The following is a 25,669-nucleotide window of genomic DNA, read 5'->3' as shown; positions in this document are numbered from 1 at the left end:
AGACTTTGTAAAAGTTGTATATTTTTAATAAAAGGCACCTCTGACGGGGCACCTTTTATTTTCACTCTATTGTACACCATACTGAATATAACTTGGATCGTAGTATATCCATTGATTTGTCCCTAAGCAAAGCCATCCATCTTGCTTACTCCATACTCGATACGATTCACCATGATGTAACTGTCTTATAACATTTCCTTTTAATGATGGAGCATCACGCAAATTTACATTATCACCAGTAATAGTCGCCACATAATGTTTATACTGAATATAACTCGGATCATTATATACCCACTGATTTGTCCCTAAACAAAGCCATCCATCTTGTTCTCCCCAAACTTCATATGTTTCGCCACGATTCAATTGGCGAATTACACTAGACTGCAAAGATGGTCCACTTCTCAAATTCACATTATCTCCATTAAATATAGCAACCCCGTACACTGGAGTTGCATTATTAGGCGGAGAAACATTCCCTCCACCACTTGCTCCATTCCCTTGTAAAGCTTCTAGTGAAACTGCAGCTGATACATCACAATTTCCTACACCTGAAATTTGTCCAGAATCTGTGTACTGCCATGCTGTCCACGCTGTCCATCCACCAGCATCAGCAGGCGGTGTACTCGAGTATTTAGCAATCCAAAGTGGAATATCACTTAATCCGCTAATTCCGAACTCATTAATATACCAAACTCCTGTATATAACATTACATCTTTTCCAGTAGCCTGTTTCACATAATTTATGAAGCTTCTTGCCCAATTCGATATAGCGCTACCAGTTAAATTACTATTACTCGGATCTTTTGGTGATTCTAAATCCAGAACTGGCATTAAGTCTGTCTGGTTACTTTGTAATATACTCACAAAATATTTCGCCTCTGAAATTGCATCATTTTGTTCTGGACGTGCAAAATGGTATGCACCAATTAATACATTCGCACTTCGGGCTGCTTGTACATTTTTAGTAAAAGTAGGATCAATGTAATCTACACCTTCTGTCGCTTTTGCATACGCTGCTGGAATTCCAGATGCCTTCACTGCATTCCAATCAATATTCCCTTCCCAATGAGACACATCAATTAACGTAACATTTGAACTCGATCTGTTTTGCATATAAAATCTCCTATTAATTTTTTTACTTCGTATACATACAATATGTACAAATTTCATAAGAGGACACGACATTTATGCTATAGAAACAAAGAGTAAATATATTTTGTATACAAAATAAAAAAGACCTTGTATTTACAAGGCCTTTTGCAAACTCCCTTTATTTTGTAACAAGTACATATTATAATACAAACCTTGCTCACTTAGTAATTCTTGATGTGTTCCTCTTTCTACTATCTCTCCATCATGCATCACAAAAATTTGATCTGCATCTTGAATTGTAGATAACCTATGCGCAATGGCTATCGTCGTTCTACCTTTTCGCATTTGTTGCAACGCTGTTTGAATAGCCTCTTCTGTTTCTGTATCGATATTAGCTGTTGCTTCATCTAATACTAATACTTTCGGATTCGTTGCTATCGTTCTAGCAAAAGCAATTAATTGTCGTTGACCGCTTGAAAATGCTGCACCTCTTTCTACTACTTCTGTTTCATACTGCTCTGGTAACTTTTCAATAAACGTATTCGCTTGCACAAATCGAGCAGCTTCTTTTACTTCTTCATCCGTAATTTCTTCATTATACATACGAATATTTTGCTTTACATTTCCAGCAAATAAAAATGCATCTTGCAATACGAGTCCTATTTTCTTTCTAATTTCTCGTTCTTCAAATTTTTCTAAATCTACACAGTCTATTACAATATTTCCCGACTTAATATTATAAAATCGCATTAACAAATTCATAATCGTACTTTTTCCGCTACCAGTATGCCCAACAAAAGCAACCGTTTGCCCTTGTTTCACGTGAAATGATACATTTTTTAAAACGTCACGCTTTCCATCATATGAAAAAGTAACATTTTTAAATTCAATATCTCCATCGACAACTTGAGGATTCTCATTGCCTTTTTGAACCGGTGCTAAATCTTTCTCGTCCATTAAATGAAATACACGTGATGACGAAACAAGTGCCTGTTGGAAAAAGGACAATTTCATCATCATCTCATTTACAGGTTGGAAGAAACGATGTATATAGTTAACAAAAGCATATAAAACTCCTACTTCAACAGGGCTCTTTAAAGCATCAATCCCAAATAAACCTAGTACTAACGCAATAGCTACAATATGTACTAAATCCGTAGCTGGTCGTAAAAGTAATGCGTCTAACTTCAAAGTACGTCGCCCTGCACTATAATGTTTATTATTCACTTCTTCAAACTCTTTTCTCATACGTTTTTCTTGTCTGAACACTTGAACAATATTCATTCCTTGTATGGACTCGTTCAATTTTGCATTTAACACGCTTAGTTGATTACGTACTTCTAAATAAAAAGCTGCACTTTTCCGGCGATATAATACCATAATCGCGAACATTATCGGAATTAATATGAGAGAAAATAACGCTAATTTTACATCTAATAAAAACATCGCTATTAAAATACCTACTAAAAAGACTACATTTTTCACAAATGTTGATAATACACTGACATAAAAATCTTTAATCGCTTCCGTATCATTCGTTATACGAGATACGAGCGTACCAATTGGCGTACGATCAAAGAAACTTAATGACAGCTTTTGAACATGTTCATATACTTCAACTCGCATATCTTGAACAATCTTAAAAGCAATGTTCTGAAAGTACAATAGATTTAAATACGTAAATAATACTTTTAATAAATGAGCAACTATGTAAATTACAAATAAAGTAACGAGTGCTGATCGTTCAAAATCCCGCGGTACTAGGTGTTCATCAAGGAATTGTTTAATTAAAAAAGGCCCCATCATTTCCGTTACTGTCGCACCAACTAAAAAGATAAATGCTAAAGATAGCAACCCTTTATATGGCTTCATATAAGAAAGCAATCTACTTAAATCACTTCGCTTCTTCTCTACCATCATACGCCTCCTTTCTCGACTAAAGCTTCTAATTGCTGGCTTTCATACATTTCCTTATACCAGCCGTTTTCCTTCATTAATTCCTCATGTGTACCTCTTTGTACAATTCTACCTTCATCAACAACAAGAATAAGATTAGCATGCTGAATTGCACTTAATCGGTGTGCAGTAATAATCGTCGTTTTCCCTGCTCTTTCCCTCTTTAAGGCACTTAAAATTGTCTCTTCTGTTTTTGCATCTACCGCTGATAAACAATCATCCAAAATTAAAATTTCAGCATTTGTTAATAAAGCACGAGCAATAGAGATTCGCTGTTTTTGACCACCAGATAACGAAACGCCTCTTTCCCCTACTACTGTTTCATATCCTTCTGAAAATTGGAGGATATCATTATGAATACAAGCAATCTCTGCAGCTTGGGTAATTTCATTATATGTAGCATCCGCCTTTCCAAAGGCAATATTCTCACCAATACTTGCTGAAAATAAAAAATGATCTTGCGGCACATATGAAATGGCAGAACGGACACCATGAAGTGTTAAATCTCGAATATCTCGCTCCCCAACTTTTAATTCACCATTAAAATGATCATACTCACGGATTAAACATTTTAATAAAGTCGTTTTCCCTGCACCTGTACGTCCTACAACTCCTAGCGTTTCGCCCTTCTTCAAATCAAAGTGAATATCGTTTAAATGTAACAGTTCATTTTTCTTATACGAAAATGAATCAATGGCAAATGAAACATTACCGCTCGCTATCGTATGTACAGCATTTTCTCTATTTACTACATCTGATTTTTGTGAAAGAATTTTTTCTACACGGTCATATGAAGCACGCCCACGCTCCATAATATTGAACAACCATCCAAACGCTAACATTGGCCAAACGAGGGTACCTAAATATGTCGTAAATGTAACGAGATCACCTACTGTTAATTCACCTCTTACAACTAATACCGATCCGTAACATACTGCAATTAAAAAAGAAAATCCAACGATAAGAGCGATTGTCGGATCAAATAACGAATCAATACGTGCAACTAACACATTTTTATGCACAACATCTTCTGATTTTTTTCGAAACGCCTGCAAATCTTCTTTCTCTTGTCCAAGCGATCGAATCACTTTCATTCCACTCATACTCTCTTGCACTTTATCATTAATTTCCGAAAACGATTGCTGTGCTTTATGAAACCTTTTATGTAATAACGTTCCATAATAATTTGTCGAAATGGCTACAATCGGCATCGGAATTAAACTTAACAATGTTAACTTCCAACTAATTGTAAAACCCATCGCTACGAGTACACATCCCCCAACAGCTAATGAATCAACAAGCGTTAAAACACCCGCTCCAGCAGTTTGCTGGATTGCTTGAATATCATTAGTCGCATGTGCCATTAAATCACCTGTTCGATTTGACTGATAGAAAGATGGACTCATCTTTGTAAAATGTTCATATAAATTTTTTCGTAATTGGCGAGCTAATTTTAACGAAGACCCGAAAATCATAATACGCCATATGTAACGCAATATGTACATCGTAATACCTACAATTACTAATAGTACAACCCATTTTAGTAACTTATCGGTCGTCAATGTTTCATCATTAATTTCATCTACAACGATTCCAATTACTTTTGGTGCTACGAGCTCTAAAAGTGCAACGCCAAATAATAAAATAATTCCGGTTATGTACGCTCGTTTTTCTTGTTTAAAAAACCACGCTAAATTCATAAACACTTTCATTTTTTTCCTCCTCCCTTAAAATGAGCGATGTTTTCAGTTTACCAAAAATACAGAATTTTTAAAAGTTTTAAAAACTGTAACTAACAAAAAGAAAGACACTCTTAGTGAGTGTCTTTTAGCGCTTATTTCATTTGTTGCTTGTTCATCGCGCTCATCATTTGATTGATTTTCTTTTGGGAAGGTTTTTGTCCCATTTGCATCATCATCATTTTTAACATTTGTTCGTTAATTGGTGGATTTTTTTGTAAGTAATTCATCATGTATTTGCGGGCAATGAAAAATCCTAACGCCACGCCTGCTACTAGTGCTACTACGCCCACTAGAATACCTAACCAAATTGGCATATATTTTCCTCCTTCATGTTGTCTACCTTACAGTGTACTAAAACCTTTTCAATAAGACAAGATACAATTCGACATTTTTACACATATGTTCGTACTTGTTTTAGAGGATTCAGCCATCCGTACTTTGTATTTTCATAATCCATAGCTAAAAATGTTAATTCACACTTTCTTAACACCTCAAAGAAAGTCGTTTCCATAGAGACATTTCCAGAGGTATTCATACGAATATAGTGCGGTTTCACCATTATTTCACCGTACTCCGCTCCCGTATAAAGTGTATGTGTATGATGTGTTCTATCATATTTACCAAGAACGCGCAAAGCTTGTTCTAATTTATGATGAATTTTCATTACTTGCAATGGTTTTGTTATATACATCATTTGTTTATATAACACTTTTTTCTCCGAAAGGGACCCAGATTCTGAAAATCGAGCAAATAAATCAAAAAACAAATATTCACGACCAAAATAAGATTTCGCAATATCCTCTTGAATTAAATACAATTCATACGTTTTCATTTTTCCCCTCCCAATCTGGACAACCTTTTCTCTTCATTATATATAAGAAAATTTGCAATGATTGTCTGACTGCGGAGAGATAAAAAACTTTTTCTGTCGAAAAAACTCATTTACATAGAAAAATCTCTCCATGCCGGAGAGATTTTTCTGAAATCATTAAAGCATTTCTTTTACTTTACGAACAACGTTCTCTACAGTAAATCCATACTCTTCCATAATCTTCTCACCAGGAGCAGAAGCACCGAATGTATCGATACCTAACACATCTCCTTCAAGACCTACGTAACGGTGCCATCCGAATGTAGCACCCATTTCGATTGCGAAACGTTTTGTTACTGCTTTTGGTAATACAGATTCTTTGTACTCTGCAGTTTGAGCTTCAAAACGATCCATAGATGGCATGCTGACAACAGCTGCGTCAACACCGTCTGCTGCTAATGCTTTTTGAGCTTCAACAGCTAGGCTTACTTCAGATCCAGTTGCAAGTAAGATAACATCAGCCGTTTCTTTCTTGCTTGCAGAAACTACATATGCACCTTTTGCTACTTTTTCATACGTATCATCTTTTGCACCTTCTAATGTTGGAAGGTCTTGACGAGTTAATACTAAAGCAGTTGGTTTGTTTGTAGATTCTAAAGCCAGTCTCCAAGCTGCAACAGATTCGTTACCATCAGCTGGACGGATAACAGAAACGTTCGGCATTGCACGAAGCGCTGCTAATTGCTCGACTGGTTCATGTGTTGGACCATCTTCACCAACAGCGATACTGTCATGTGTGAATACATACGTTACTGGCAATTGCATTAATGCTGCAAGGCGAATTGCTGGACGTAAGTAATCAGAGAATACGAAGAACGTACCACCGTAAGTTTTTAAACCGCCATGTAATGCAATACCGTTCATTGCTGCACCCATTGCGAACTCACGTACACCGTACCAAATGTTTTTACCGCTGTAATCATCTCTTGTAAAGTCTTTTTCGTTATTCATGTATGTTTTGTTAGAACCAGCAAGGTCAGCAGATCCACCGAAGAATGATGGTACAGACTCTGCAATTGCATTAATTACAGCACCAGAAGAATTACGAGTTGCTGCTTTTGATCCTAATTCATAAGTTGGTAAGTTTTGCTCCCAACCTTCTGGAAGTTGACCGTTCATTGCTGCTTGGAATTCGTTTGCTAATTCTGGGTATGCTTGTGCATATTCACCTAGCATAGTGTTCCACTCTGCTTGCGTAGTTTCACCAACATCTTGTACTGTTTTACGGAAGTTGTCGTATACCTCTTCTGCTACGTGGAAATCTTGCTCAGCAGTCCAAGCATATGCTTCTTTCGTTAATTTTGTTTCTTCTACACCAAGTGGAGAACCATGTGAAGCTGATTTTCCTGATTTGTTTGGAGAACCGAAACCAATTGTCGTTCTTACTTCAATTAGCGTTGGGCGTTTTTCGTCAGCTTTCGCTTCTTCAATTGCTTTCGCGATTGCTTCAATATCGTTTCCATCCTCAACACGGATTACTTGCCATCCGTATGCTTTGTAACGATCTTCTACACTTTCAGAGAATGAACGATTTAAATCGCCATCTAATGAAATATCGTTTGAATCATAAAGCACAACAAGGCGACCTAATTGTAAATGAGCAGCTAATGAAGATGCTTCAGCAGAAACGCCTTCCATTAAATCTCCATCACCACAAATAGCGTATGTATAATGATCTACTACATTATACGCATCACGGTTATATTTAGCAGCTAAATGTCTTTCAGCCATTGCCATACCTACAGCAGTTGCAATACCTTGTCCAAGTGGACCAGTCGTTGCATCTACACCAGCTGTATGACCGTACTCAGGATGTCCTGGAGTTTTGCTTCCCCATTGACGGAAGTTCTTTAAGTCATCCATTGTTACATCATAACCAGATAGGTGAAGTAGGCTGTATAATAACATTGAACCATGACCTGCAGATAATACGAAACGATCACGGTTAAACCACGTTGGGTTATTTGGATTGTGTTTCATAAATTGAGTCCATAATGTATAAGCCATTGGTGCTGCACCCATTGGCATTCCTGGGTGACCAGAGTTTGCTTTTTCAATCGCATCGATGGATAATGTGCGAATCGTGTTGATAGAAAGTTGTTCGATTGAATGTGACATGCTATTCTTCCCTTCGCTTATATTAGTAAACGTTTTATACATTTATATGATAGCTTCCCACGCAAGATTATACAACATGTATCGACAAATATGTTGATATTTTTTTGATTTTTTATAAAAAAATCAATGTTTCCGGGAATGTATGGGCATTCAATATGACATACTTTTTCATTATTTTTATTTTAAAAAGAAAGAGAATTATCTGTATATTTATACAAATTTCTTCTATTCTTACTTTTTTAAATACGTTTTTAAAAACATAAAAAAGAATCTAACTTCGATGCTTTTCAAATAAGTTAAACAATCCGTTTCCGAATCGAACTTGAAATCAAATCAATTATAATTACCATTAAAATAATACCTAATAAAATAATCCCAACACGAGACCAATTCCGTGAACTCAGCGCAAAAATTAAAGGTGTACCAATCCCTCCCGCTCCAATAACCCCTAAAATCGCAGCGGATCGTACATTAATTTCAAATCTGTATAACGTATAAGATAGAAAATCTGGTAACACTTGTGGTAACACTGCATACCAAAGTATTTGAAAACGGTTTGCTCCTGTTGCTAGCAACGCTTCCGTCGGTCCTTTATCTATGTTTTCAATTCCTTCTGAATATAGTTTCCCTAACATTCCAATAGAATGTAATCCTAAAGCTAATACTCCTGCAAAAGAGCCTGGACCAACAGCTTTTATAAATAAAAGAGCCATAACTAATTCAGGAAACGTACGAACAAAACTAAGTACAAATTTCCCAGATCCTGAAGTTAATTTTCCACTACTCATATTCGTTGCCGCCCAAAAGGCAAACGGAACAGATAAAAATGCAGAAATAAATGTACCTAATATCGCAATTGCCAACGTATCAATTAATCCATGTAATAAATCTTCACCATCTGGCAAAGATACATACGACCAGTCTGGATTTAATATCCCTGTCATAATTGCTTTCGTGATTTCACCTGCTGTGTCCTTTATCCCTTCTAATGGTACTCCTGAAAAGGCCCATACATATACAACTGTAAGTGCTATTAAAATAATCCAGCGATATATACTCGGTTTCTTCGGTTTTGGCACAATCATCGTCGTTCTATTCATTATAGTTTCTCCCGCAACAATGTACTAATGTAGTCAATTAACAAAACAACAATAAGGGTATAGATAATTATAGAAGCAGTTTGTTGATATTGTAAAAATCCAAGTGTACGATCATAATATAGTCCAATACCACCTGCTCCTACTAAACCTAGGACAGCCGCTGCACGTACATTCACCTCAAATGTATATAGTACATAGGAAACAAAGTGTGCTTTTACTTGTGGAATGACTCCATAAACAATCCATTGTACCTTAGTAGCCCCTACAGCTGTCATCGCTTCTAGTGGGCCAGGGTCAATTGATTCAATTGATTCATACAACAATTTCGCTACAAGTCCAATTGAAAAAAAAGTAAGAGCCAAAATACCTGGAAGTGGCCCAATTCCAAAAATCGCTACGAAAATAGCCGCCAATAATAAATCTGGTATTGTTCGTATAAAATTTAAAATCATTCGAGCTAGACTGTATAAAAATGTGTTAGTAAACACATTACTTGCTGCAAACAATGCAAGTGGAATAGCTAAAATCGCTCCTAAGGTCGTCCCAATAATCGCCATACGTATTGTATCTAACATCGCTGTTGTAATTACTTGAAAATAACTCCAATCAGGTGGCACCATTTCTTTCAATAGATCTACCATATTTGGAAAACCGTCCACCAGTTTTGAAAATGATGCATCTACTTGTACACTACTACTCCACAGCATTAAAATAACTAAAATAAACGTTAACATATGTTTCAATTTACTCGGCGGCTTCGATATTTCATTTGAATATATCGTCACGTCATTCATTTTACTGCCACCTCTAATAATTCGCTTTTCTGAGCAACGTCCCCATAAATTTCAGCAAATTTTTCATCCGTTGCTTCTTCTACTAAACCGTCAAAAACAATTTCTCCTGCATGTAATCCGATAATGCGTGTCGCATATTGTCTAGCCAAATCAATAGAATGTAAATTTACAATTGTCGTGATTCCAAAATCTTCATTAATTTTTTTCAAATCATCTAGCACTTGCTTTGTCGTAAGTGGATCTAACGATGCAACAGGCTCATCTGCCAATATGATTTTTGCTTCTTGCGCCAATGCTCTAGCTATCGATACACGTTGCTGTTGTCCTCCTGATAATTCATCAGCACGCGCATATGCTTTTTCTAAAATATTCACTCTTTTTAATGCTTGAAATGCGAGCTCCACATCTTCTTTCGGAAACAAACCTAACGTTGTACGTAATGTGGAATAATATCCAACACGACCAGCTAATACATTTTTTAATACTGTTGATCGCTTTACAAGGTTAAAACTTTGGAAGATCATACCGATATCCCGGCGCATACGCCTTAATCCTTTTCCTTTCGCAGAAGTAATAGACTCACCTTCAATAATGATTTCTCCTTCGGTAATCTCATGAAGACGATTTACGGATCTGAGAAGTGTAGATTTTCCAGCTCCGGATAATCCGACCATTACAATAAACTCACCTTTTTGAATCTTTAAATTTATATTTTTCAATCCCTTTGTGCCATTCGGATACATTTTGGAAACATTTCGAAACTCTATCACACATCTTACCTACTTTCAATGTATTATCAATAACTAAAAAACGGCAAACTAACTGAAATCTCACACCTTCCAGCTAGCCGCCATTTCACTATGTATTATTGCGTCTTCACTGTCTTTCCATATTCACGAACAATATCAAATTTACTATCATCAGATTTAATATATCCTTCATGAGAATATACTTCTTTAATGATTTTACGGCCTTCCTCATTTTTTCCAATTTCAATGAAAGCATCTTGTAATTTCTTGCTCCACTCTGCATCTAAATCCGAGCGTACAGAAATTGTATCGTTCGGAATTTTCTCAGTAAATTTCACTATTTTCGTTTGATCAAATATATTCGGATAATCCTTTTTTACAATATTACGAGCATCTTGGAATACAACAGCTGCATCTACATCACCATTTAAAAGAGCAATAAGTGACTGATCATGCCCTTTTAATGTAACAGGTTTCACATCCTTTAGCGGATCAATTCCCTCTTTTAATAGAACAGCTGCAGGCCATACATATCCTGCTGATGATGTTACATCTTGATAACCAATTTTTTTACCTTTTAAATCTTTTACACTATTTATATTAGAGTCTTTTTTAACAACAAACTCAGATTTATAATAATCTACTAAATCTTTTGTAGGAGCTCCTGTTTCATCCTCTACTCCAAAACGTTGTGCTTGCAAAATTACATTTGCAGCCTTCTTTTCATGTGCTAATACGTACGCTGTTGGCGGTAAAAATCCTACATCTACTTGTTTAGATGCCATCGCTTCTACAATTGTATTGTAGTTAGTTGAAATACTAACTTTTACCGGAATATTTAATTTATCGCTTAATAGCTTTTCCAATGGTTTTGCCTTTGCCTCTAACGTATCCGCATTTTGAGAAGGAACAAATTGAACATTTAAGGTCTTTGGTACATAACCTTTTTTCGTATCTTCATTTTTACTTGCACTGGACTCTTTCGTCCCGCAGCCACTTAATAATCCGGCCGCTAGTACAACTGTTGTACTCATTGCAAAAACTTTTTTCAACATATTAATGCCTCCATTTTTCTTGTTATAAAATAACCTTCCGTAAACATGAAGAAATATATCACATATTTTGATACACAATTGGTTATTTACAGAATCTTTACACATTCTATACATTCACATCAAAATTCACTTCACATATTTGATATGATTAATTGGAAGATAACAATAGAAAAGGTGAGTCATATTGGAACAAAATCAAACTGTAACTTTAAACATCTTATTAACAAGCGATATACATGGCACTGTTTATCCTATTCACTACCAAGATAACTCCCCAGCAGAACTTGGTTTAGCTAAAATTTCTACTCTTATAAAAAAAGAACGTTCCCAAAATACAAACGTTCTTTTAATTGATAATGGCGACTTTATTCAAGGAACACCATTTACTTATCATTATGTTACATACGAAAAAAACAAAAAAAATCCAATGTCCTTATTAGCGAATTACTTACAATATGACGCTGCAATTATCGGCAATCATGAATTTAATTACGGGATGAATATATTAAATAATGCTGTGACTACTGCGAACTTCCCGTACCTATCAGCAAACATATTAGATAAAAACATAAACAAACCCTATTTCGGAAAACCTTATTTAATCAAACAGATTGAATCCAATATAAAAATCGCTATTTTAGGGGTAACAACACATTACATCCCAAATTGGGAACAGGCCCATCACATTAAAGATTTACTATTTGAAGATGCATTAAAGACTACAAAAAAATGGGTTTCTTATATTCGCGAACATGAGAAACCCGATTTATTAGTCGTAGCCTATCACGGTGGATTTGAAAAAGATTTACAAACCGGGGAACCTACTGAAGTGTTAACAGGTGAAAACCAAGGATATGCAATGTGCCATGAAATTGAAGGCATAGATCTTTTACTAACAGGTCATCAACACCGAGAAATTTCTCACACAATGGCTAACGGTGTAACAATTTTACAGACCGGATGCAATGGACACTCAGTCGGAAAAGTAAAAGTAACATTCGAAAAAACGAAACATAAATGGGTGAAAAAAGAGAGCTCTTCTGAATTATTATCTGTACAAGGAATTGAAGCGGACCAAGATGTACTTTCATTGGTAGCCGATTACGAAGAGAAAACACAAAAGTGGCTTGATCAACCTATTGGAATCATTCAGGGGGACATGCAAATTTCAGATGCTATGCAAACTCGTTTGCACGATCATCCTTTTATCGAATTCATAAATAAAATACAGATGGATATAGCTAAGGTATCAATTTCTTGTACAAGTTTGTTCCATAATACATCTCCAGGTTTCCCGGAACATGTAACAATGCGTGACATCGTTTCTAATTATATTTATCCAAACACATTAAAAGTAATTAGAATAACTGGAGCTGATATAAAAGCCGCTCTTGAACTCTCTGCTTCTTATTTCACATTAAAAACAGATGGATCCATCATCGTAAGTCCTACCTACATAGAACCAAAACCACAACATTATAATTATGATATGTGGGAAGGGATTTCATATGTATTAAACATTTCAAAACCAATTGGTGAAAGAGTAGAATCTTTACAGCATAACAGTGCTCCTCTTAATATGAATGAAGAATATGAAGTTGTAATGAATAATTATCGTGCAAGTGGCGGGGGAAATTTCTTTATGTTTCAAAACAAACCGTTAGTAAAAGATATACCCACAGATATGTCTGAACTTATCGCTAATTATATATTGGAACATAAAACGATAGAAGCAACAGTTAATAACAACTGGAAAGTTATTAAATAACGATTTTTACAAATAAAAAAAGATGGGCTTCGCCCATCTTTTAATTTAATTTTGCATTATCTTGCTTTTTTAAAGCTTTTAATTTCGTCGGTGTAACATCTGTACCTTCTTCATTAACAACTTTAATTCCTTTAAGTTCGTTTAACATATTTTGACGAAATCCTTTTAAATATTGTTCACGTAGCGATTGACGCTCACGTTGCTCTTCTTCAGTTAAACCTTCAGCTTTTGCTTTTTTCGCTAAGAAGTTAATGCGTTCAACGAGTTCGTGATTAATCATCTCGAATCCCCCTTCTAATCAAAACTGATTATTATCATACAATAGTTACTCTTCTTTATCAAGCAATTGCTTCGTATACTCTACATATCTACGATGTACAGTCGCCTTTGAAACATTATGACCAAATCCACGTAATGTTGCTGCAATTTCTTCAAACGTGAGTTCACTTTTTCGCAAACGTACAATTTCCTCAATTGGCACTTCTTTTTTCTCTCTTCCTACACTTAAATGACGATTTTTTAAATTATTTTCTGGACGATAACCTTTTTCTACTGCACGTTGCATACCTCGTTTAATTTTCAAATTATGAATCTTTCTTTGATATTCTTCAACAATACCAATAATATCTAATACCATCGAATCAGAATCCGACAATTGTAATTCACCATTATGTGTATGCGTATATACTTTTATGCCTTCTTTATGTAAACAATGCATTAATGCGATCTTCGCATTTCCTCTACCAAGGCGCGTTTCATCTTGTATAAGTAACACATCAATTTGTTCGTCTCGAATTGTATCCAGCACCTCTAATATACCGTCACGTTCAATTGTATACCCACTAGCCTGCTCTTCAATCACCTTCGTAACATTCATTTGATAGCGCTCAGCTAAATGCAATAATTCATCTTTTTGACGTAATAATGATGTTTCTTGCGCTTCTTTCGTTGTACTCACACGTGCATAAATAATTGCATTCATTTTGAACCCCTCTTTCTCCCTATCATTTCCCTATAGTGTAACATAAATCCGCCATTTGTTCGAACTTATGTTTGTAGAATGTTTTTTCACATGTTATACTTATTAATAAGAAAAATGAAAGAAAACGAGGTGTTAGAAAACATGGAAAAGTTAACGAAACGCCAGCAAGACATTCTCGACTTTATTAAGCTAAAAGTACAAGAAAAAGGATATCCACCTTCCGTACGTGAAATTGGTCAAGCAGTCGGCCTCGCTTCTAGTTCTACAGTGCACGGACATTTATCACGATTAGAAGAAAAAGGATACATTCGACGCGATCCAACAAAACCACGTGCCATTGAAATTTTAGGCGAAGACCGAATGGATACGGAAACACAATCTGTTATTCAAGTTCCAATTGTCGGAAAAGTTACTGCTGGTTTACCAATTACAGCGGTCGAAAGCGTAGAGGAACATTTCCCACTTCCAGCTAGCATTGTTTCCGGAGCAGACCAAGTGTTCATGTTACGTATTTCTGGAGATAGTATGATTGAAGCTGGTATTTTCGATGGAGATTTAGTTGTTGTTCGCCAACAACAGTCTGCATATAATGGTGAAATTGTAGTCGCTTTAACAGAAGATAACGAAGCAACTGTTAAACGTTTCTATAAAGAAAAAGACCATTTCCGTCTACAACCAGAAAACTCTTCATTAGAACCTATCATTTTAAAACAAGTGTCAGTTATCGGGAAAGTAATTGGCGTATATCGTGATTTACATTAAAAATAACAAAAAGAAGATAATTACCTTATTTATATACGGTAATTATCTTCTTTTTGTATTTTGATAGATTTCCATGCACTCTATTTCTTATTAACGAGTTTCAATCGTGACATCTCCAGCAGCCGTTTTACCGCTAATCTTTTTACTACCATTTCCAATTGTTACGTTATTATTTTCTTCATTAAAAATTGTTACATCTCCGGCAGCACTTTGCCCAGTAATTACCGCATCTTGTGGTTTTTCCGATAAAGTAATATCTATATCTCCCGCAGTTGAACTTGCTTCTAGATTATACTTAGAATCATGATCTTGAATATTTATTTCCCCACTTGTTGTTTTTGCGGTCACTTTCCCTAATACCTTCTTAAAGTTCACCTCACCAGCTTTTGTAGATCCCTCCACATTCTTAGACGTTACTTGTTTCAGCTCTACTTCTCCAGCAAGTGTTCTAACACTTACACTATCACTTTTCACATCACTCATTTCGATTTGTCCAGCAGATGAATTTACTTTTACATCTTGATAAGAGCGTTCGGGCACAAGGAGAGTCAATTTAGACGTTTGGAACCTAAAATCGTAAAAAGAAAAATCAAATGAAGCACCTTTTTCTCTTTCCCCAATAATTTTTAATGTGTCACCATCTTCTGCAATACGAATCTCTTGTTTACGTACATCTCCTGATTGCTTTACATAAAAAGAAGAGTCAGGAGATTTTTGGATAACAATATCTCCGGCATCTAACTTAACTTCTATATTTTTTAATGTTTCGTTTTTAATTACATCTTCTTTATCGCCCTTTTCAGCAGTTTGTACTGCTTTTTCATATGTTTGGGAAATTCCTATTACTCCAATAATGATACAAGCGATAGCGATTAAAAATAGTTTTTTCATCATTTACTCTCCTTTTATCATTTTGAAGTTCCATATTACGTATCGTACACACAATCTCTTAAACCACTTTGTACTATAAAAAGCGATAATACATAACAACAAACCTACTCCAACAAACGTTATACTAACGAAAAGATCCAACCATATAAAAGTACCCATAAATACTTTTCCAATAACGAAAAATGGTGTTACTACACTAGCAATACCACCAATCCAAAAAGAAAATATAAAAGCAATAATTGCGACTAACGGGCCTAACACAATAATAAAATTAAACAAACTAAGTCCAATCGCTGCCATAACAGCTCTTGTCACATTTGAAGTCGATGGATTTTTTTTCATTTCATCGAAGCGATACATCGCAAGTAATTCTTTTGCGATTACTTTCGGAGAACCAAGGCCCTGTATTATTTCTGATTCAGTTTTCCCCTCTTCTAGTCCAAACTGAAAGTGCTCTTCATAATCCAATAAAATATCTTGCCTCTCTTCCTCTGGTAACTTTCTAAGATAACTTGATAATTCTTTAAGAAACCCTTCTTTACTCATCCCATTCCACCCCTTCAATAATTTCTTGTACCCCTTTCGCAAAATCACGCCATTCTGTTACTAACAAATGAAATTGCGTCTCCCCTTGCTCTGTTAATTGATAATATTTACGAGGTGGCCCTTCCGTAGATTCCTTTAAATACGTTTGAAAATACCCTTCTTTCGTCAAACGACGTAACAAAGGGTATACTGACCCTTCCGATATTAAAAATTTATTAGAGATTTGCTGAACAAGTTCATAACCGTAACTATCTTTACGTTTTACAAGTGCTAATACACAAAGTTCAAGCACACCTTTTTTAAACTGAACGTTCAAGTGCCATCCTCCTTCCCTATCTCAGTACTGTTCAATACACGGTACCTGCTTTATCCATAATATACCACTTAGTATTATTTATTGCAAGGTACTAAGCTATATTTATTCCCTAAATTTAGAAAATGAACTAACGAAATTCTGAATAAGACTGTGTTATAACTGAGCATCATTACGTTAATATCATTGAGTAATAATCTGATTCACAAGCCACAAACTTATAGCCTTGCAGATGAGGACATAAAAATCATCGCTCGCGTTGTACAAGGCAGTAAAGAATTATTAAGTTTTAGCACAAGTGATTAAAAAAGATAAGATCAATTCTTTTGAAAAGATTTTCTTAGTAACATGATTCAAAATAACCAAAAACAATCCATTATCTAGTAGTTAACATATCCAATAACTTCACTAAAAAAGCCCTGATACCGTAGTATCAAGGCTTTTTCATTTCACAAATTATATAAAACTTACATTTATCTGATAATGTTTTTCTATGATATCACTACTTGTTATTAATTGTTGGCTTTTATGTGGCTGTTTTTCATTTTGCAACCATATAAAATTGTAATAATAGGGAATTAAAAAACCCTTGATACGAATTGTATCAAGGGTTCAAGCCTCTTAGTAAAGAGACATATATTGATCGCGTTCCCATTGGTGAACTTGTGTTCTAAAGATATCCCACTCAATCTCTTTCGCTTCGATGAAGTGCTCAAGTAAGTGTTCTCCTAGTGCACCGCATACTACTTCATTAGATTGTAATGTAACTAACGCTTGCGCTAATGTTGCTGGTAAGTCAACGATACCTGCTTCTTCGCGCTCTTCTTTTGTCATTACATAGATGTTACGGTCTACTGCAGCTGGTGGAGTTAATTTGTTTTTAATTCCATCAAGACCTGCAGCTAATAATGTAGCCATTACTAAATATGGGTTTGCAGCTGGGTCAACACTACGTACTTCTACGCGTGTACTAATACCACGAGATGCAGGGATACGTACTAACGGGCTACGGTTTTGTGCAGACCATGCTACGTAACAAGGTGCTTCATATCCAGGTACTAGACGTTTGTATGAGTTTACAGTTGGGTTTGCTATCGCTGTAAATGCTGGTGCATGTTTTAAAATACCTGCGATGAAGTGACGAGCATCATCACTTAATTGTAAGTCACCGTTTGCATCAAAGAATACGTTCTCACCATTTTTAAATAATGATAAGTTACAGTGCATACCTGAACCGTTCACACCGTATAGTGGTTTTGGCATAAACGTTGCGTGTAAACCATGTTTACGAGCAATTGTTTTTACAACAAGTTTGAATGTTTGAATGTCATCACATGAGCGAATTGCATTTGCATATTTAAAGTCAATTTCGTGCTGTCCTGGAGCAACCTCATGGTGAGATGCTTCAATTTCAAATCCCATTTCTTCAAGTTCAAGAACGATATCACGACGACAGTTTTCCCCTAGATCCATCGGCGCAAGGTCGAAGTATCCACCGTTATCGTTTAATTCTAATGTTGGATTTCCTTTTTCATCAACCTTAAATAGGAAGAATTCTGGCTCTGGTCCAAGATTGAAGTCTGAAAATCCTAAAGCTTCCATTTCTTTTAACACACGTTTTAAGTTGTTACGTGGGTCTCCATCAAATGGAGTGCCATCTGCATTGTAAATATCACAGATTAGTCGAGCTACTTTACCTTTTTCAGCTGTCCAAGGGAAAATTACCCAAGTGTCTAAATCAGGATATAAATACATATCAGATTCTTCAATACGTACGAAACCTTCAATCGAAGATCCATCAAACATCATTTTGTTATCAAGAGCTTTCGTTAATTGTCTCACTGGAATCTCTACGTTTTTAATTACCCCTAAAAGGTCCGTAAATTGTAAACGGATATACTTTACATTCTCTTCTTTCGCCAAACGGAAAATATCTTCTTTTGTGTATCTAGACATTATAAATTCCTCCTTAGTCCCTCTAATCGCCTTCAGAATCAGTTATCTTTAGTGAAAAAATCTTGAAATGTCACCTTGTCGCAATGAAGTTCGATTGAATCTACCTGTATGTTGTAGTTCATCTCGAAGTATTTTGCGAAGCTCAGTTTTTGAAATTTCTTTTGTTTCTTCTTTTACTTTCACTGCTTCTGTTTGATTTTCTTTCATTAGTAACACTTGCTTAATACCAGCCATATTCAAGCCTTGATCTAACAAATCTTTAATCTCTAACAACTTATCTACATCGTTAAATGAAAATAATCTACGATTCCCCTTTGTACGGGTTGGAGAAACAAGATTATGCTCTTCATAGTAGCGAATTTGACGTGCAGACAATTGTGTTAAATCCATAACAATACCAATTGGAAACAGCGGGGCAGAACGTCTATCTTCTTTCATTTTTCAGTTCCTCCTTCGCCTTAACTGCTTCTCATTTTATAACATGTTATGTTTAGTGTCAATAGATGTTAGCTTTTCTTACATGATTTTTTTATAAATTTTTTCATTCTTTTTTCTAATCGCATAAATCGTTACTTTTATACGAAAAAAGCTGCCGATATCGACAGCTCCCCTTTAAGAAATTGTTAATAAATTCTTTTCAATCAATTCATCAATCGCAGAACAAATCGCAATTTTAACATGCGAATACGTTAATCCACCTTGCACATATGCAACATACGGCGGTCTAATCGGACCATCAGCAGACAATTCAATACTTGCACCTTGAATAAATGTTCCCGCCGCCATAATTACATCATCTTCATAACCTGGCATATAGTTTGCATACGGAGTAAAATGCGAATTAATTGGAGATGCATATTGAATCGCTTGGCAGAAGGCAATCATACGGTCTTTATCATCAAATTGAACAGATTGAATTAAGTCTGTTCTTGGTGCATTCCACGCTGGTGACGTGTTCATTCCTAACTTTTCTAAAAACGCAGCTGTAAAAATTGCACCTTTCAGCGCTTGTCCTGCAACATGTGGCGCTAAGAAGAACCCTTGATACATTTCTTGCAGACTGTATAAAGACGCTCCAGCTTCCGCACCAATTCCCGGAGATGTTAAACGATATGCACACGCTTCAACATACTGTTCTTTACCGACAATGTAACCACCAGTTTTTACAATTCCCCCGCCTGGGTTTTTAATAAGCGAACCCGCCATTAAATCTGCACCAACATGACACGGCTCTTGCTCTTCAATAAACTCACCATAACAGTTATCTACAAACACAACAACATCAGGTTTAATTTCTTTAACAAACGCGATCATCTCTTTAATTTGAGAAATAGTAAACGATGGACGAGTAGCATAACCTTTCGAACGCTGAATACCGATCATTTTCGTATTACTATGAATCGCTGCTGCAACAGCTTCAAAATCAACAAGCCCACCTTCAGTTAGCGGAACTGCATTGTAACCAATATTATATTCTTTAAATGAACCTACACCTTTCCCACGCACGCCAACGATTTCCTCTAACGTATCATACGGTTTTCCAGTGATGTACAATAACTCATCTCCTGGACGTAAAATACCGAATAACGCTGTAGAAATAGCGTGAGTACCTGAAATAATTTGCGGACGAACAAGTCCAGCTTCCGCTCCAAACACATCAGCATACACTTTTTCTAACGAATCACGGCCAATATCATCATAACCATAACCTGTCGTCGGGATAAAATGCGAGTCACTAATTTTATGTTTACGAAAACTTTCTAATACACGAAACTGATTACTTTCAATTACTTCATCCGCACGTTTATGTACTTCTGTAATCTGACTCTCTACTTCTTTTACGATTGGAGCAATTTTTTCTCCATTTTTCAAACGATCAAACATTTTTATTTTCTCCTTCTTCCACTAAAAATCTCTTTAATTGCACATTAAGCGATGAATGAGTAAAAATATACCCTGCACAATCATATACAAATTTATCTTCCAGAAACTCCATCTTTGCTAATAGCGTTTCCGTCTTTAAAAGCGTTAATAACTTACCTTCACTCGGAGGGATTTCTACTCGATAACGATCCATTTCTTTCTTCATTTTCATTTCTATCGCTTCTTTTATACGCAATAAATCACTTTCTTCAAAAGCACTAGTCATTAAGAAATCACTTTTCGGAAACGGAATAAAGTTTTGATGTAATTCATCTTTTTTATTATATAACGTAATAATAGGAATATGATTAATTTCAAGTTCTGATAATAATCGTTTTACTGTTCTTTCATGCCCTATGTAGTTAGGATCCGCAGAATCAACTACATGTAAAATAACATCTGCTTCCCCCGCTTCTTCCAGTGTTGAACGAAAAGCAGCAATTAATGAAGTGGGTAAATCTTGTATAAAACCAACAGTATCAGTTAGTAATACTGTATAACCAGAAGGTAACGGCATCTTCCTCGTCGTTGGGTCTAGTGTTGCAAACAGAAGGTTTTCTTCAAACGTATTAGCTTCCGTTAATCTATTAAACAGTGTCGATTTCCCTGCATTTGTATAGCCTATTAATGAAACTTGAAATACTTTATTGTCTTTTCTTCTCTCACGATATCTTTTTCGGTGTTCCACAACAACTGCAAGTTGTTTCTTTATTTCATCAATACGCGATCGAATATGACGACGATCCGTCTCAAGTTTCGTCTCACCCGGTCCTCTCGTTCCAATACCACCACCAAGACGTGATAAGGACAACCCTTGACCCATAAGACGTGGCATTGTATATTGCAACTGAGCTAATTCTACTTGAAGCTTACCTTCCCTCGACTTCGCACGTTGCGCAAAAATATCTAGTATTAGTTGCGTTCGATCAATTACTCTCGCATCTAATACTGAGGATAAATTCCGAATTTGACTCGGCGTTAATTCATTATTAAATATAATAACATCCGGCTCTAATTCTTCAGTTAGCATTGTAAGCTCTTCTAATTTCCCTTTACCTATGTAAGTTGTCGGATGAAACTTTGGTCGTTTTTGCGTTGTTGAAACTAACACTTCCGCTCTCGCAGTCTTAGCTAGTGATGCAAGCTCTTTCATGGAATGCATAAATTTTTCATCATCATCTTGCGGCAATTGACAGCCTACTAATATGACTTTTTCTTTTTCTTCCATCAAATATGTTCACTCATCCTTTTCGAAATTTAAACCTTCTAATATAATAGCAGAGGAAGCACATTTCATCTAGTTAGCGGGGGAGAAAATTCATGGCATGGGAGATTTTTAGCATCATAGGCACAATCGCTTTCGCACTAAGCGGAGCCATTGTTGCAATGGAAGAGGATTATGATATTTTCGGGGTGTATATTTTAGGAATGGCAACCGCATTTGGGGGAGGTGCCCTTCGTAATTTATTAATCGGTTATCCGATTGTCGCGTTTTGGCAACAAGACATGTTATTCCAAATCGCACTTTTATCAATGACTATTATTTTTCTTTTTCCAAATAAGTTAATTAGACATTGGAAAAAGTGGGAAAATATCACTGACGCTATCGGCTTATCAGCATTTGCTGTACAAGGAGCATTATATGCTCAAAAATTAAATTTACCAATTAGCGCCACAATCGTGGCAGCTGTTTTAACTGGTATCGGCGGCGGTATCATTCGCGACCTTTTAGCCCGCAGAAAACCTCTCGTTCTTCGAGCTGAAGTATATGCCTTTTGGACAATTTTAGCAGGTTTCTTAATTGGCGCTCAAATTATTGTTAGCGATTGGGCTCTTTACATTTTATTCATTTTAATTGTTTGCTTCCGCATGGTTTCTATTCATTACAAATGGCATTTACCGCACAGACGTATCGAAACGAAAGAACGTTCAATGCATAAATAGCAATCTAACCTCTTTACATATCGTAAAGAGGTTTTTCTTTTCTAACGATTTTTTCTTTATATAATGTTTATACTAATTTTTAAAGTGAGGTGAATACAAATGACAAACCACGTTAATAAAGGAGCTCAAAAAAGTTCAGTAAACCAATTTGGACACGACCCTAATTCAGCACACGAAAAGAGCGCTAAAATGGAACGCTTCCATAAAGCGCACCAAGAAAAAGCAAAAAAAGAGTAAACGAACTTATACACAAAAATAGACGCACAGTTTATGTACTGTGCGTCTCCTCTTCGAGCATCAAATCCATACTCGATATTCCAATTAAATCATTTTTATCATACGTATCTTCTTGCAACAACCGCATCGCCTGTGTACGAATTGATTTTTCAACAATATTCCGTACATACCGCCCATTACTAAACGATGTAATTTGCGACGAATACTTCACCGCATGTAAATGATCCCTAAATTTCCATTCAGCTTCTTTTGATAACTGATATTCACGATCTTCATACATTCTCTTTCCAATTTCCAATAGCTGATTTACCGAGTAATCCGCAAATTCAATAATAAATGGAAAACGAGATTGCAGCCCTGGATTTAATGAAAGAAAGTGATTCATCTCTCTTGAATATCCAGCTAAAATCAATACAAAACCATGTTGTTTATCTTCCATATGTTTTACAAGCGTATCAATTGCTTCTTTTCCAAAGTCCTTCTCTCCTCCTCGAGCTAAAGAATAAGCCTCATCAATAAACAAAATACCTCCCATTGCTTTTTTTATTAAGTCTCTTGTTTTTTGAGCTGTATGGCCGATATACTCTCCTACAAGATCAGCACGTTCAGCTTCAACCAAGTGGCCTTTCGATAGAATATTCATCTCAAACAGCAATTTCCCTATCATTCTAGCAACAGTTGTCTTCCCTGTACCCGGATTCCCTTTAAACAACATATGAAGTACTTGCTTCTCAGACTTCAATCCCTTCTCTTGTCTTTTTTTATTCACATAAATCCAAGCATATATTTCTTTTATTATCTTTTTTATATCATCCATCCCAACAAGCTTCCCCATCTCTTCTTCAATTCTCTGCAGCATTTCATGTTTAATTGTAGTTTCATTTGAAATTACCGTTTTATTTTCTGTGGCTGGCAAAGAAATTTTCTTTCGATGGTTTAACACAATATTAATTTGATTGTTGTTTTTCTTTCGCATCGATTGTTCCATACAATCACCTCATTTTATCCCGCTATTTGCGGGCAGTAAGACTCCCACCTCGACATTCAGCAAACGCTTGGTATTTAAGCGGGAGATAACCGCCCGTAAATGCCCGATTGGTTCAACTAATAATCGCAGAGGATGAACAAAATCCCCACTGATTATAGTTTCACTTTATCCACTCACCAAATATTATTATTCCTGTCCCCCTTGTAAATGCCTATTTTCAGAAAAGTTTGCTATAATATAAGAAATAATTAAGGTGGTGGGACTATGGAGACAACGGAATTCCATGATACAATACAAGCCTTTTCTATTTTTTTATTGAATAAAGGCCGAAAACCCTCAACTATTAAACGTTATGTTTATGACGTTGAAGACTTCGGACATTGGTTAGAAAAAAACAAAAAGCTCCCTTCCAGTAATATATGGGCTACACTTTGTACAAAAGACTACGAAGATTACTTTTCCGATTTAAAAACGAATCGACATTACTCAGAAAAAACGATGCATCGTGTATTTACTGTATTAAATAGAATGCATCACTTTCTAAACATTCCCAATCCATTGAAGAATATGGAAATATCTATTCAACCAGACCGTACACTTCGTAACGAAGATTTCATTTCACCTGATGAAGAAAAAAGATTAAAGTATATAGTCACTTCATTAGAAGGACTTTCAGAAAAACAACTTCCTGTGCGCCCTTTATTAATGGATCGCAATATTGCTATTTTAAATCTATTGATCGACTACGGTTTATCCTTACAGGAACTTACAGCATTAACAATGCATCACGTTCACTTTGAAACTAACACATTGTCAATCCCAGCAACCGCAGGTGTAGAAAGAACAATTACATTAGCAAAAGAAGACAAAAAACAACTATATAATTATTACAAAAGTATCCCAGAACCAGTTCGTCCTAAGTATCATAGTGATGATTCATTGTTTGTCGCATTTGATTTTAACCGCGGAACATACAGGTGGGTATATGAAAATGATGCACCAAAGGCATTAACGGAAATTGCTATACAAAAAATGATTCGCCTCGAAGTGGCTAGAGCCAATTTACGTAAAGGAATTTCAGGACAACATTTTCGTAACACCTATATTTTAAACTTAATAAAAAAAGAAACTCCTGAATCAGAAATTATAAAACTCGCTGGATTCAAATCAAAAATTTCATTAAAGCGATATTATCAATACGCAGAAAATAGAAAAAACGCCTTATTGTAAGGCGTTTTTTCTATTTTTTCTTTAAACAAACGATTTTACTATGACCATTTAACTAATTTCTGCATCTACTATGATGAGTTTCGTTCACATTTTCATGAGAAAGGAGAGATTTAATGTCTCGTTATAACGACAGTCAAAACAAATTCTCCAAACCATGCTTTCCAAGTAGCGCCGGACGAATCCCAAATACTCCATCAATCCCAATTACTAAAGCTCAACTTAGAACATTTCGTGCGATTATTATTGATTTAACAAAAATAATCCCAAAACTTTTCGCAAATCCATCTCCCCAAAACATTGAAGATCTAATCGATACATTGAACCTACTAAGTAAATTTATTTGTTCACTAGACGCTACTTCCTCCCTGAAAGCACAAGGGTTAGCTATTATTAAAAACTTAATAACTATATTAAGAAATCCAACCTTTGTAGCAAGTGCTGTATTTATTGAGCTTCAAAATCTCATTAACTATTTACTATACATTACAAAATTATTCCGAATTGACCCTTGCACACTTCAAGAGCTTCTTAAATTAATAGCAGCATTACAAACTGCTCTAGTTAATTCTGCTTCGTTCATTCAAGGACCTACCGGACCTACTGGACCTCAGGGACCTCAAGGTAACACAGGCGCTACCGGCAATACAGGCGC

At 35.7% G+C, this 25,669-nt stretch carries 26 protein-coding genes; 6 read left to right on the top strand and 20 right to left on the bottom strand.

Translation table 11 applies throughout. The features are described from left to right. Window positions 1-66 precede the first annotated feature (66 nt). The 10 genes from MR167_RS21665 to MR167_RS21620 all read right to left on the bottom strand — a co-directional run bounded on the left by MR167_RS21665 (window position 67) and on the right by MR167_RS21620 (window position 11,477). On the bottom strand, window positions 67-1,113 hold the full coding sequence (locus MR167_RS21665) for a GH25 family lysozyme (RefSeq protein ID WP_242315453.1): 1,047 nt from the start codon (window positions 1,111-1,113) through the stop codon (window positions 67-69). Between the two features lie 132 nt (window positions 1,114-1,245). After that, window positions 1,246-3,009 (bottom strand): ABC transporter ATP-binding protein, encoded by a 1,764-nt coding sequence (locus tag MR167_RS21660; RefSeq protein ID WP_000229515.1) that lies wholly within the window; start codon window positions 3,007-3,009, stop codon window positions 1,246-1,248. Continuing rightward, on the bottom strand, window positions 3,009-4,760 hold the full coding sequence (locus MR167_RS21655) for an ABC transporter ATP-binding protein (RefSeq protein WP_000862447.1): 1,752 nt from the start codon (window positions 4,758-4,760) through the stop codon (window positions 3,009-3,011). The genes MR167_RS21660 and MR167_RS21655 overlap by 1 nt, the downstream gene beginning before the upstream one ends. Before the next feature lie 122 nt (window positions 4,761-4,882). Continuing rightward, window positions 4,883-5,104, bottom strand: a complete 222-nt coding sequence (locus MR167_RS21650) for a YneF family protein (protein ID WP_001123317.1) — start codon at window positions 5,102-5,104, stop codon at window positions 4,883-4,885. Between the two features lie 77 nt (window positions 5,105-5,181). After that, window positions 5,182-5,622, bottom strand: a complete 441-nt coding sequence (gene sirA, locus MR167_RS21645) for a sporulation inhibitor of replication protein SirA (RefSeq protein WP_000860652.1) — start codon at window positions 5,620-5,622, stop codon at window positions 5,182-5,184. Between the two features lie 156 nt (window positions 5,623-5,778). Further along, entirely contained in the window at window positions 5,779-7,779 is a 2,001-nt protein-coding gene (gene tkt, locus MR167_RS21640; RefSeq protein WP_016512442.1) for a transketolase, read from the bottom strand. A 296-nt stretch (window positions 7,780-8,075) separates the two neighbouring features. Continuing rightward, entirely contained in the window at window positions 8,076-8,879 is an 804-nt protein-coding gene (phnE, locus tag MR167_RS21635) for a phosphonate ABC transporter, permease protein PhnE (protein ID WP_001082388.1), read from the bottom strand. Continuing rightward, window positions 8,879-9,673, bottom strand: coding sequence for a phosphonate ABC transporter, permease protein PhnE (phnE, locus tag MR167_RS21630; RefSeq protein ID WP_242315451.1), 795 nt, complete (start codon window positions 9,671-9,673; stop codon window positions 8,879-8,881). Before phnE (MR167_RS21630) ends, phnE (MR167_RS21635) begins: the two co-directional genes overlap by 1 nt. Continuing rightward, the gene (phnC, locus tag MR167_RS21625) at window positions 9,670-10,443 is read right to left on the bottom strand and encodes a phosphonate ABC transporter ATP-binding protein (RefSeq protein WP_242315449.1); all 774 of its coding nucleotides are present in this window, start codon (window positions 10,441-10,443) and stop codon (window positions 9,670-9,672) included. The genes phnE (MR167_RS21630) and phnC overlap by 4 nt, the downstream gene beginning before the upstream one ends. 95 nt (window positions 10,444-10,538) lie before the next feature. After that, window positions 10,539-11,477 (bottom strand): phosphate/phosphite/phosphonate ABC transporter substrate-binding protein, encoded by a 939-nt coding sequence (locus MR167_RS21620; RefSeq protein WP_000915063.1) that lies wholly within the window; start codon window positions 11,475-11,477, stop codon window positions 10,539-10,541. Window positions 11,478-11,661: 184 nt separating this feature from the next. Here MR167_RS21620 and MR167_RS21615 point away from each other — a divergent pair, with 184 nt between their 5' ends. Next, window positions 11,662-13,245: a bifunctional metallophosphatase/5'-nucleotidase gene (locus MR167_RS21615; RefSeq protein WP_098829855.1), complete on the top strand. Its 1,584-nt coding sequence runs from the start codon at window positions 11,662-11,664 to the stop codon at window positions 13,243-13,245. A gap of 40 nt (window positions 13,246-13,285) precedes the next feature. Here the strand turns inward: MR167_RS21615 and MR167_RS21610 are convergent, their stop codons facing one another. Both MR167_RS21610 and MR167_RS21605 read right to left on the bottom strand, forming a co-directional pair. Continuing rightward, window positions 13,286-13,525, bottom strand: a complete 240-nt coding sequence (locus MR167_RS21610) for a DUF896 domain-containing protein (RefSeq protein ID WP_000607015.1) — start codon at window positions 13,523-13,525, stop codon at window positions 13,286-13,288. Between the two features lie 45 nt (window positions 13,526-13,570). Beyond that, on the bottom strand, window positions 13,571-14,227 hold the full coding sequence (locus MR167_RS21605; protein WP_000991471.1) for a YneB family resolvase-like protein: 657 nt from the start codon (window positions 14,225-14,227) through the stop codon (window positions 13,571-13,573). Window positions 14,228-14,368: 141 nt separating this feature from the next. Between MR167_RS21605 and lexA the strand changes: the two genes are divergently transcribed. Further along, a complete protein-coding gene (gene lexA, locus MR167_RS21600) occupies window positions 14,369-14,989 on the top strand; it encodes a transcriptional repressor LexA (RefSeq protein WP_000413739.1) in 621 nt (206 codons plus the stop codon). 90 nt (window positions 14,990-15,079) lie between these two features. Here the strand turns inward: lexA and MR167_RS21595 are convergent, their stop codons facing one another. The 7 genes from MR167_RS21595 to hflX form a co-directional block, all read right to left on the bottom strand. Continuing rightward, window positions 15,080-15,883, bottom strand: a complete 804-nt coding sequence (locus tag MR167_RS21595) for a DUF4097 family beta strand repeat-containing protein (protein WP_098829854.1) — start codon at window positions 15,881-15,883, stop codon at window positions 15,080-15,082. After that, window positions 15,884-16,426: a DUF1700 domain-containing protein gene (locus MR167_RS21590; protein WP_000031383.1), complete on the bottom strand. Its 543-nt coding sequence runs from the start codon at window positions 16,424-16,426 to the stop codon at window positions 15,884-15,886. Beyond that, a complete protein-coding gene (locus MR167_RS21585; RefSeq protein ID WP_001102628.1) occupies window positions 16,419-16,742 on the bottom strand; it encodes a PadR family transcriptional regulator in 324 nt (107 codons plus the stop codon). Before MR167_RS21585 ends, MR167_RS21590 begins: the two co-directional genes overlap by 8 nt. A gap of 618 nt (window positions 16,743-17,360) precedes the next feature. Continuing rightward, window positions 17,361-18,695 (bottom strand): type I glutamate--ammonia ligase, encoded by a 1,335-nt coding sequence (gene glnA, locus MR167_RS21580; RefSeq protein WP_000092763.1) that lies wholly within the window; start codon window positions 18,693-18,695, stop codon window positions 17,361-17,363. Window positions 18,696-18,743: 48 nt separating this feature from the next. Further along, window positions 18,744-19,133, bottom strand: a complete 390-nt coding sequence (gene glnR / locus MR167_RS21575) for a transcriptional repressor GlnR (RefSeq protein ID WP_000656783.1) — start codon at window positions 19,131-19,133, stop codon at window positions 18,744-18,746. A 174-nt stretch (window positions 19,134-19,307) separates the two neighbouring features. Next, window positions 19,308-20,579 (bottom strand): methionine gamma-lyase family protein, encoded by a 1,272-nt coding sequence (locus tag MR167_RS21570; protein ID WP_000460287.1) that lies wholly within the window; start codon window positions 20,577-20,579, stop codon window positions 19,308-19,310. Further along, on the bottom strand, window positions 20,572-21,846 hold the full coding sequence (hflX, locus tag MR167_RS21565; RefSeq protein WP_242315447.1) for a GTPase HflX: 1,275 nt from the start codon (window positions 21,844-21,846) through the stop codon (window positions 20,572-20,574). Before hflX ends, MR167_RS21570 begins: the two co-directional genes overlap by 8 nt. A 92-nt stretch (window positions 21,847-21,938) precedes the next feature. Between hflX and MR167_RS21560 the strand changes: the two genes are divergently transcribed. Beyond that, on the top strand, window positions 21,939-22,562 hold the full coding sequence (locus MR167_RS21560) for a trimeric intracellular cation channel family protein (RefSeq protein WP_000312267.1): 624 nt from the start codon (window positions 21,939-21,941) through the stop codon (window positions 22,560-22,562). Window positions 22,563-22,661: 99 nt separating this feature from the next. Then, a complete protein-coding gene (locus tag MR167_RS21555; protein ID WP_000181505.1) occupies window positions 22,662-22,799 on the top strand; it encodes a hypothetical protein in 138 nt (45 codons plus the stop codon). Window positions 22,800-22,830: 31 nt separating this feature from the next. On the opposite strand, the gene spoVK is transcribed toward MR167_RS21555, so the two are convergent. Beyond that, window positions 22,831-23,787, bottom strand: coding sequence for a stage V sporulation protein K (gene spoVK / locus MR167_RS21550; protein ID WP_000438196.1), 957 nt, complete (start codon window positions 23,785-23,787; stop codon window positions 22,831-22,833). 264 nt (window positions 23,788-24,051) lie between these two features. Between spoVK and MR167_RS21545 the strand changes: the two genes are divergently transcribed. Further along, on the top strand, window positions 24,052-25,017 hold the full coding sequence (locus MR167_RS21545; RefSeq protein ID WP_000450330.1) for a tyrosine-type recombinase/integrase: 966 nt from the start codon (window positions 24,052-24,054) through the stop codon (window positions 25,015-25,017). 113 nt (window positions 25,018-25,130) lie between these two features. Beyond that, the coding region (locus tag MR167_RS21540; protein WP_242315446.1) for a collagen-like protein at window positions 25,131-25,669 on the top strand (539 nt) is incomplete at its 3' end.

The sequence above is a fragment of the Bacillus cereus group sp. BfR-BA-01355 genome, from assembly GCF_022663675.1.
In the GTDB taxonomy this organism is placed as follows: Bacteria; Bacillota; Bacilli; order Bacillales; family Bacillaceae_G; genus Bacillus_A; species Bacillus_A thuringiensis_S.
The sequence above is the reverse complement of the archived record's forward strand: the minus strand, read 5'-3'. Positions and strand labels throughout refer to the sequence as shown.

What these genes read in the sequence shown, in the direction of transcription:
- MR167_RS21620 (WP_000915063.1), bottom strand. Translation starts at nt 11,477, where the DNA reads ATGTTGAAAAAAGTTTTTGCAATGAGTACAACAGTTGTACTAGCGGCC.
- MR167_RS21545 (WP_000450330.1), top strand. Translation starts at nt 24,052, where the DNA reads ATGGAGACAACGGAATTCCATGATACAATACAAGCCTTTTCTATTTTT.
- MR167_RS21610 (WP_000607015.1), bottom strand. Translation starts at nt 13,525, where the DNA reads ATGATTAATCACGAACTCGTTGAACGCATTAACTTCTTAGCGAAAAAA.
- MR167_RS21570 (WP_000460287.1), bottom strand. Translation starts at nt 20,579, where the DNA reads ATGTTTGATCGTTTGAAAAATGGAGAAAAAATTGCTCCAATCGTAAAA.
- MR167_RS21590 (WP_000031383.1), bottom strand. Translation starts at nt 16,426, where the DNA reads ATGAGTAAAGAAGGGTTTCTTAAAGAATTATCAAGTTATCTTAGAAAG.
- MR167_RS21605 (WP_000991471.1), bottom strand. Translation starts at nt 14,227, where the DNA reads ATGAATGCAATTATTTATGCACGTGTGAGTACAACGAAAGAAGCGCAA.
- sirA (WP_000860652.1), bottom strand. Translation starts at nt 5,622, where the DNA reads ATGAAAACGTATGAATTGTATTTAATTCAAGAGGATATTGCGAAATCT.
- glnR (WP_000656783.1), bottom strand. Translation starts at nt 19,133, where the DNA reads ATGAAAGAAGATAGACGTTCTGCCCCGCTGTTTCCAATTGGTATTGTT.
- MR167_RS21595 (WP_098829854.1), bottom strand. Translation starts at nt 15,883, where the DNA reads ATGATGAAAAAACTATTTTTAATCGCTATCGCTTGTATCATTATTGGA.
- MR167_RS21650 (WP_001123317.1), bottom strand. Translation starts at nt 5,104, where the DNA reads ATGCCAATTTGGTTAGGTATTCTAGTGGGCGTAGTAGCACTAGTAGCA.
- MR167_RS21660 (WP_000229515.1), bottom strand. Translation starts at nt 3,009, where the DNA reads ATGGTAGAGAAGAAGCGAAGTGATTTAAGTAGATTGCTTTCTTATATG.
- hflX (WP_242315447.1), bottom strand. Translation starts at nt 21,846, where the DNA reads ATGGAAGAAAAAGAAAAAGTCATATTAGTAGGCTGTCAATTGCCGCAA.
- lexA (WP_000413739.1), top strand. Translation starts at nt 14,369, where the DNA reads ATGGAAAAGTTAACGAAACGCCAGCAAGACATTCTCGACTTTATTAAG.
- tkt (WP_016512442.1), bottom strand. Translation starts at nt 7,779, where the DNA reads ATGTCACATTCAATCGAACAACTTTCTATCAACACGATTCGCACATTA.
- phnE (WP_001082388.1), bottom strand. Translation starts at nt 8,879, where the DNA reads ATGAATAGAACGACGATGATTGTGCCAAAACCGAAGAAACCGAGTATA.
- glnA (WP_000092763.1), bottom strand. Translation starts at nt 18,695, where the DNA reads ATGTCTAGATACACAAAAGAAGATATTTTCCGTTTGGCGAAAGAAGAG.
- MR167_RS21655 (WP_000862447.1), bottom strand. Translation starts at nt 4,760, where the DNA reads ATGAAAGTGTTTATGAATTTAGCGTGGTTTTTTAAACAAGAAAAACGA.
- MR167_RS21555 (WP_000181505.1), top strand. Translation starts at nt 22,662, where the DNA reads ATGACAAACCACGTTAATAAAGGAGCTCAAAAAAGTTCAGTAAACCAA.
- phnE (WP_242315451.1), bottom strand. Translation starts at nt 9,673, where the DNA reads ATGAATGACGTGACGATATATTCAAATGAAATATCGAAGCCGCCGAGT.
- MR167_RS21560 (WP_000312267.1), top strand. Translation starts at nt 21,939, where the DNA reads ATGGCATGGGAGATTTTTAGCATCATAGGCACAATCGCTTTCGCACTA.
- spoVK (WP_000438196.1), bottom strand. Translation starts at nt 23,787, where the DNA reads ATGGAACAATCGATGCGAAAGAAAAACAACAATCAAATTAATATTGTG.
- MR167_RS21665 (WP_242315453.1), bottom strand. Translation starts at nt 1,113, where the DNA reads ATGCAAAACAGATCGAGTTCAAATGTTACGTTAATTGATGTGTCTCAT.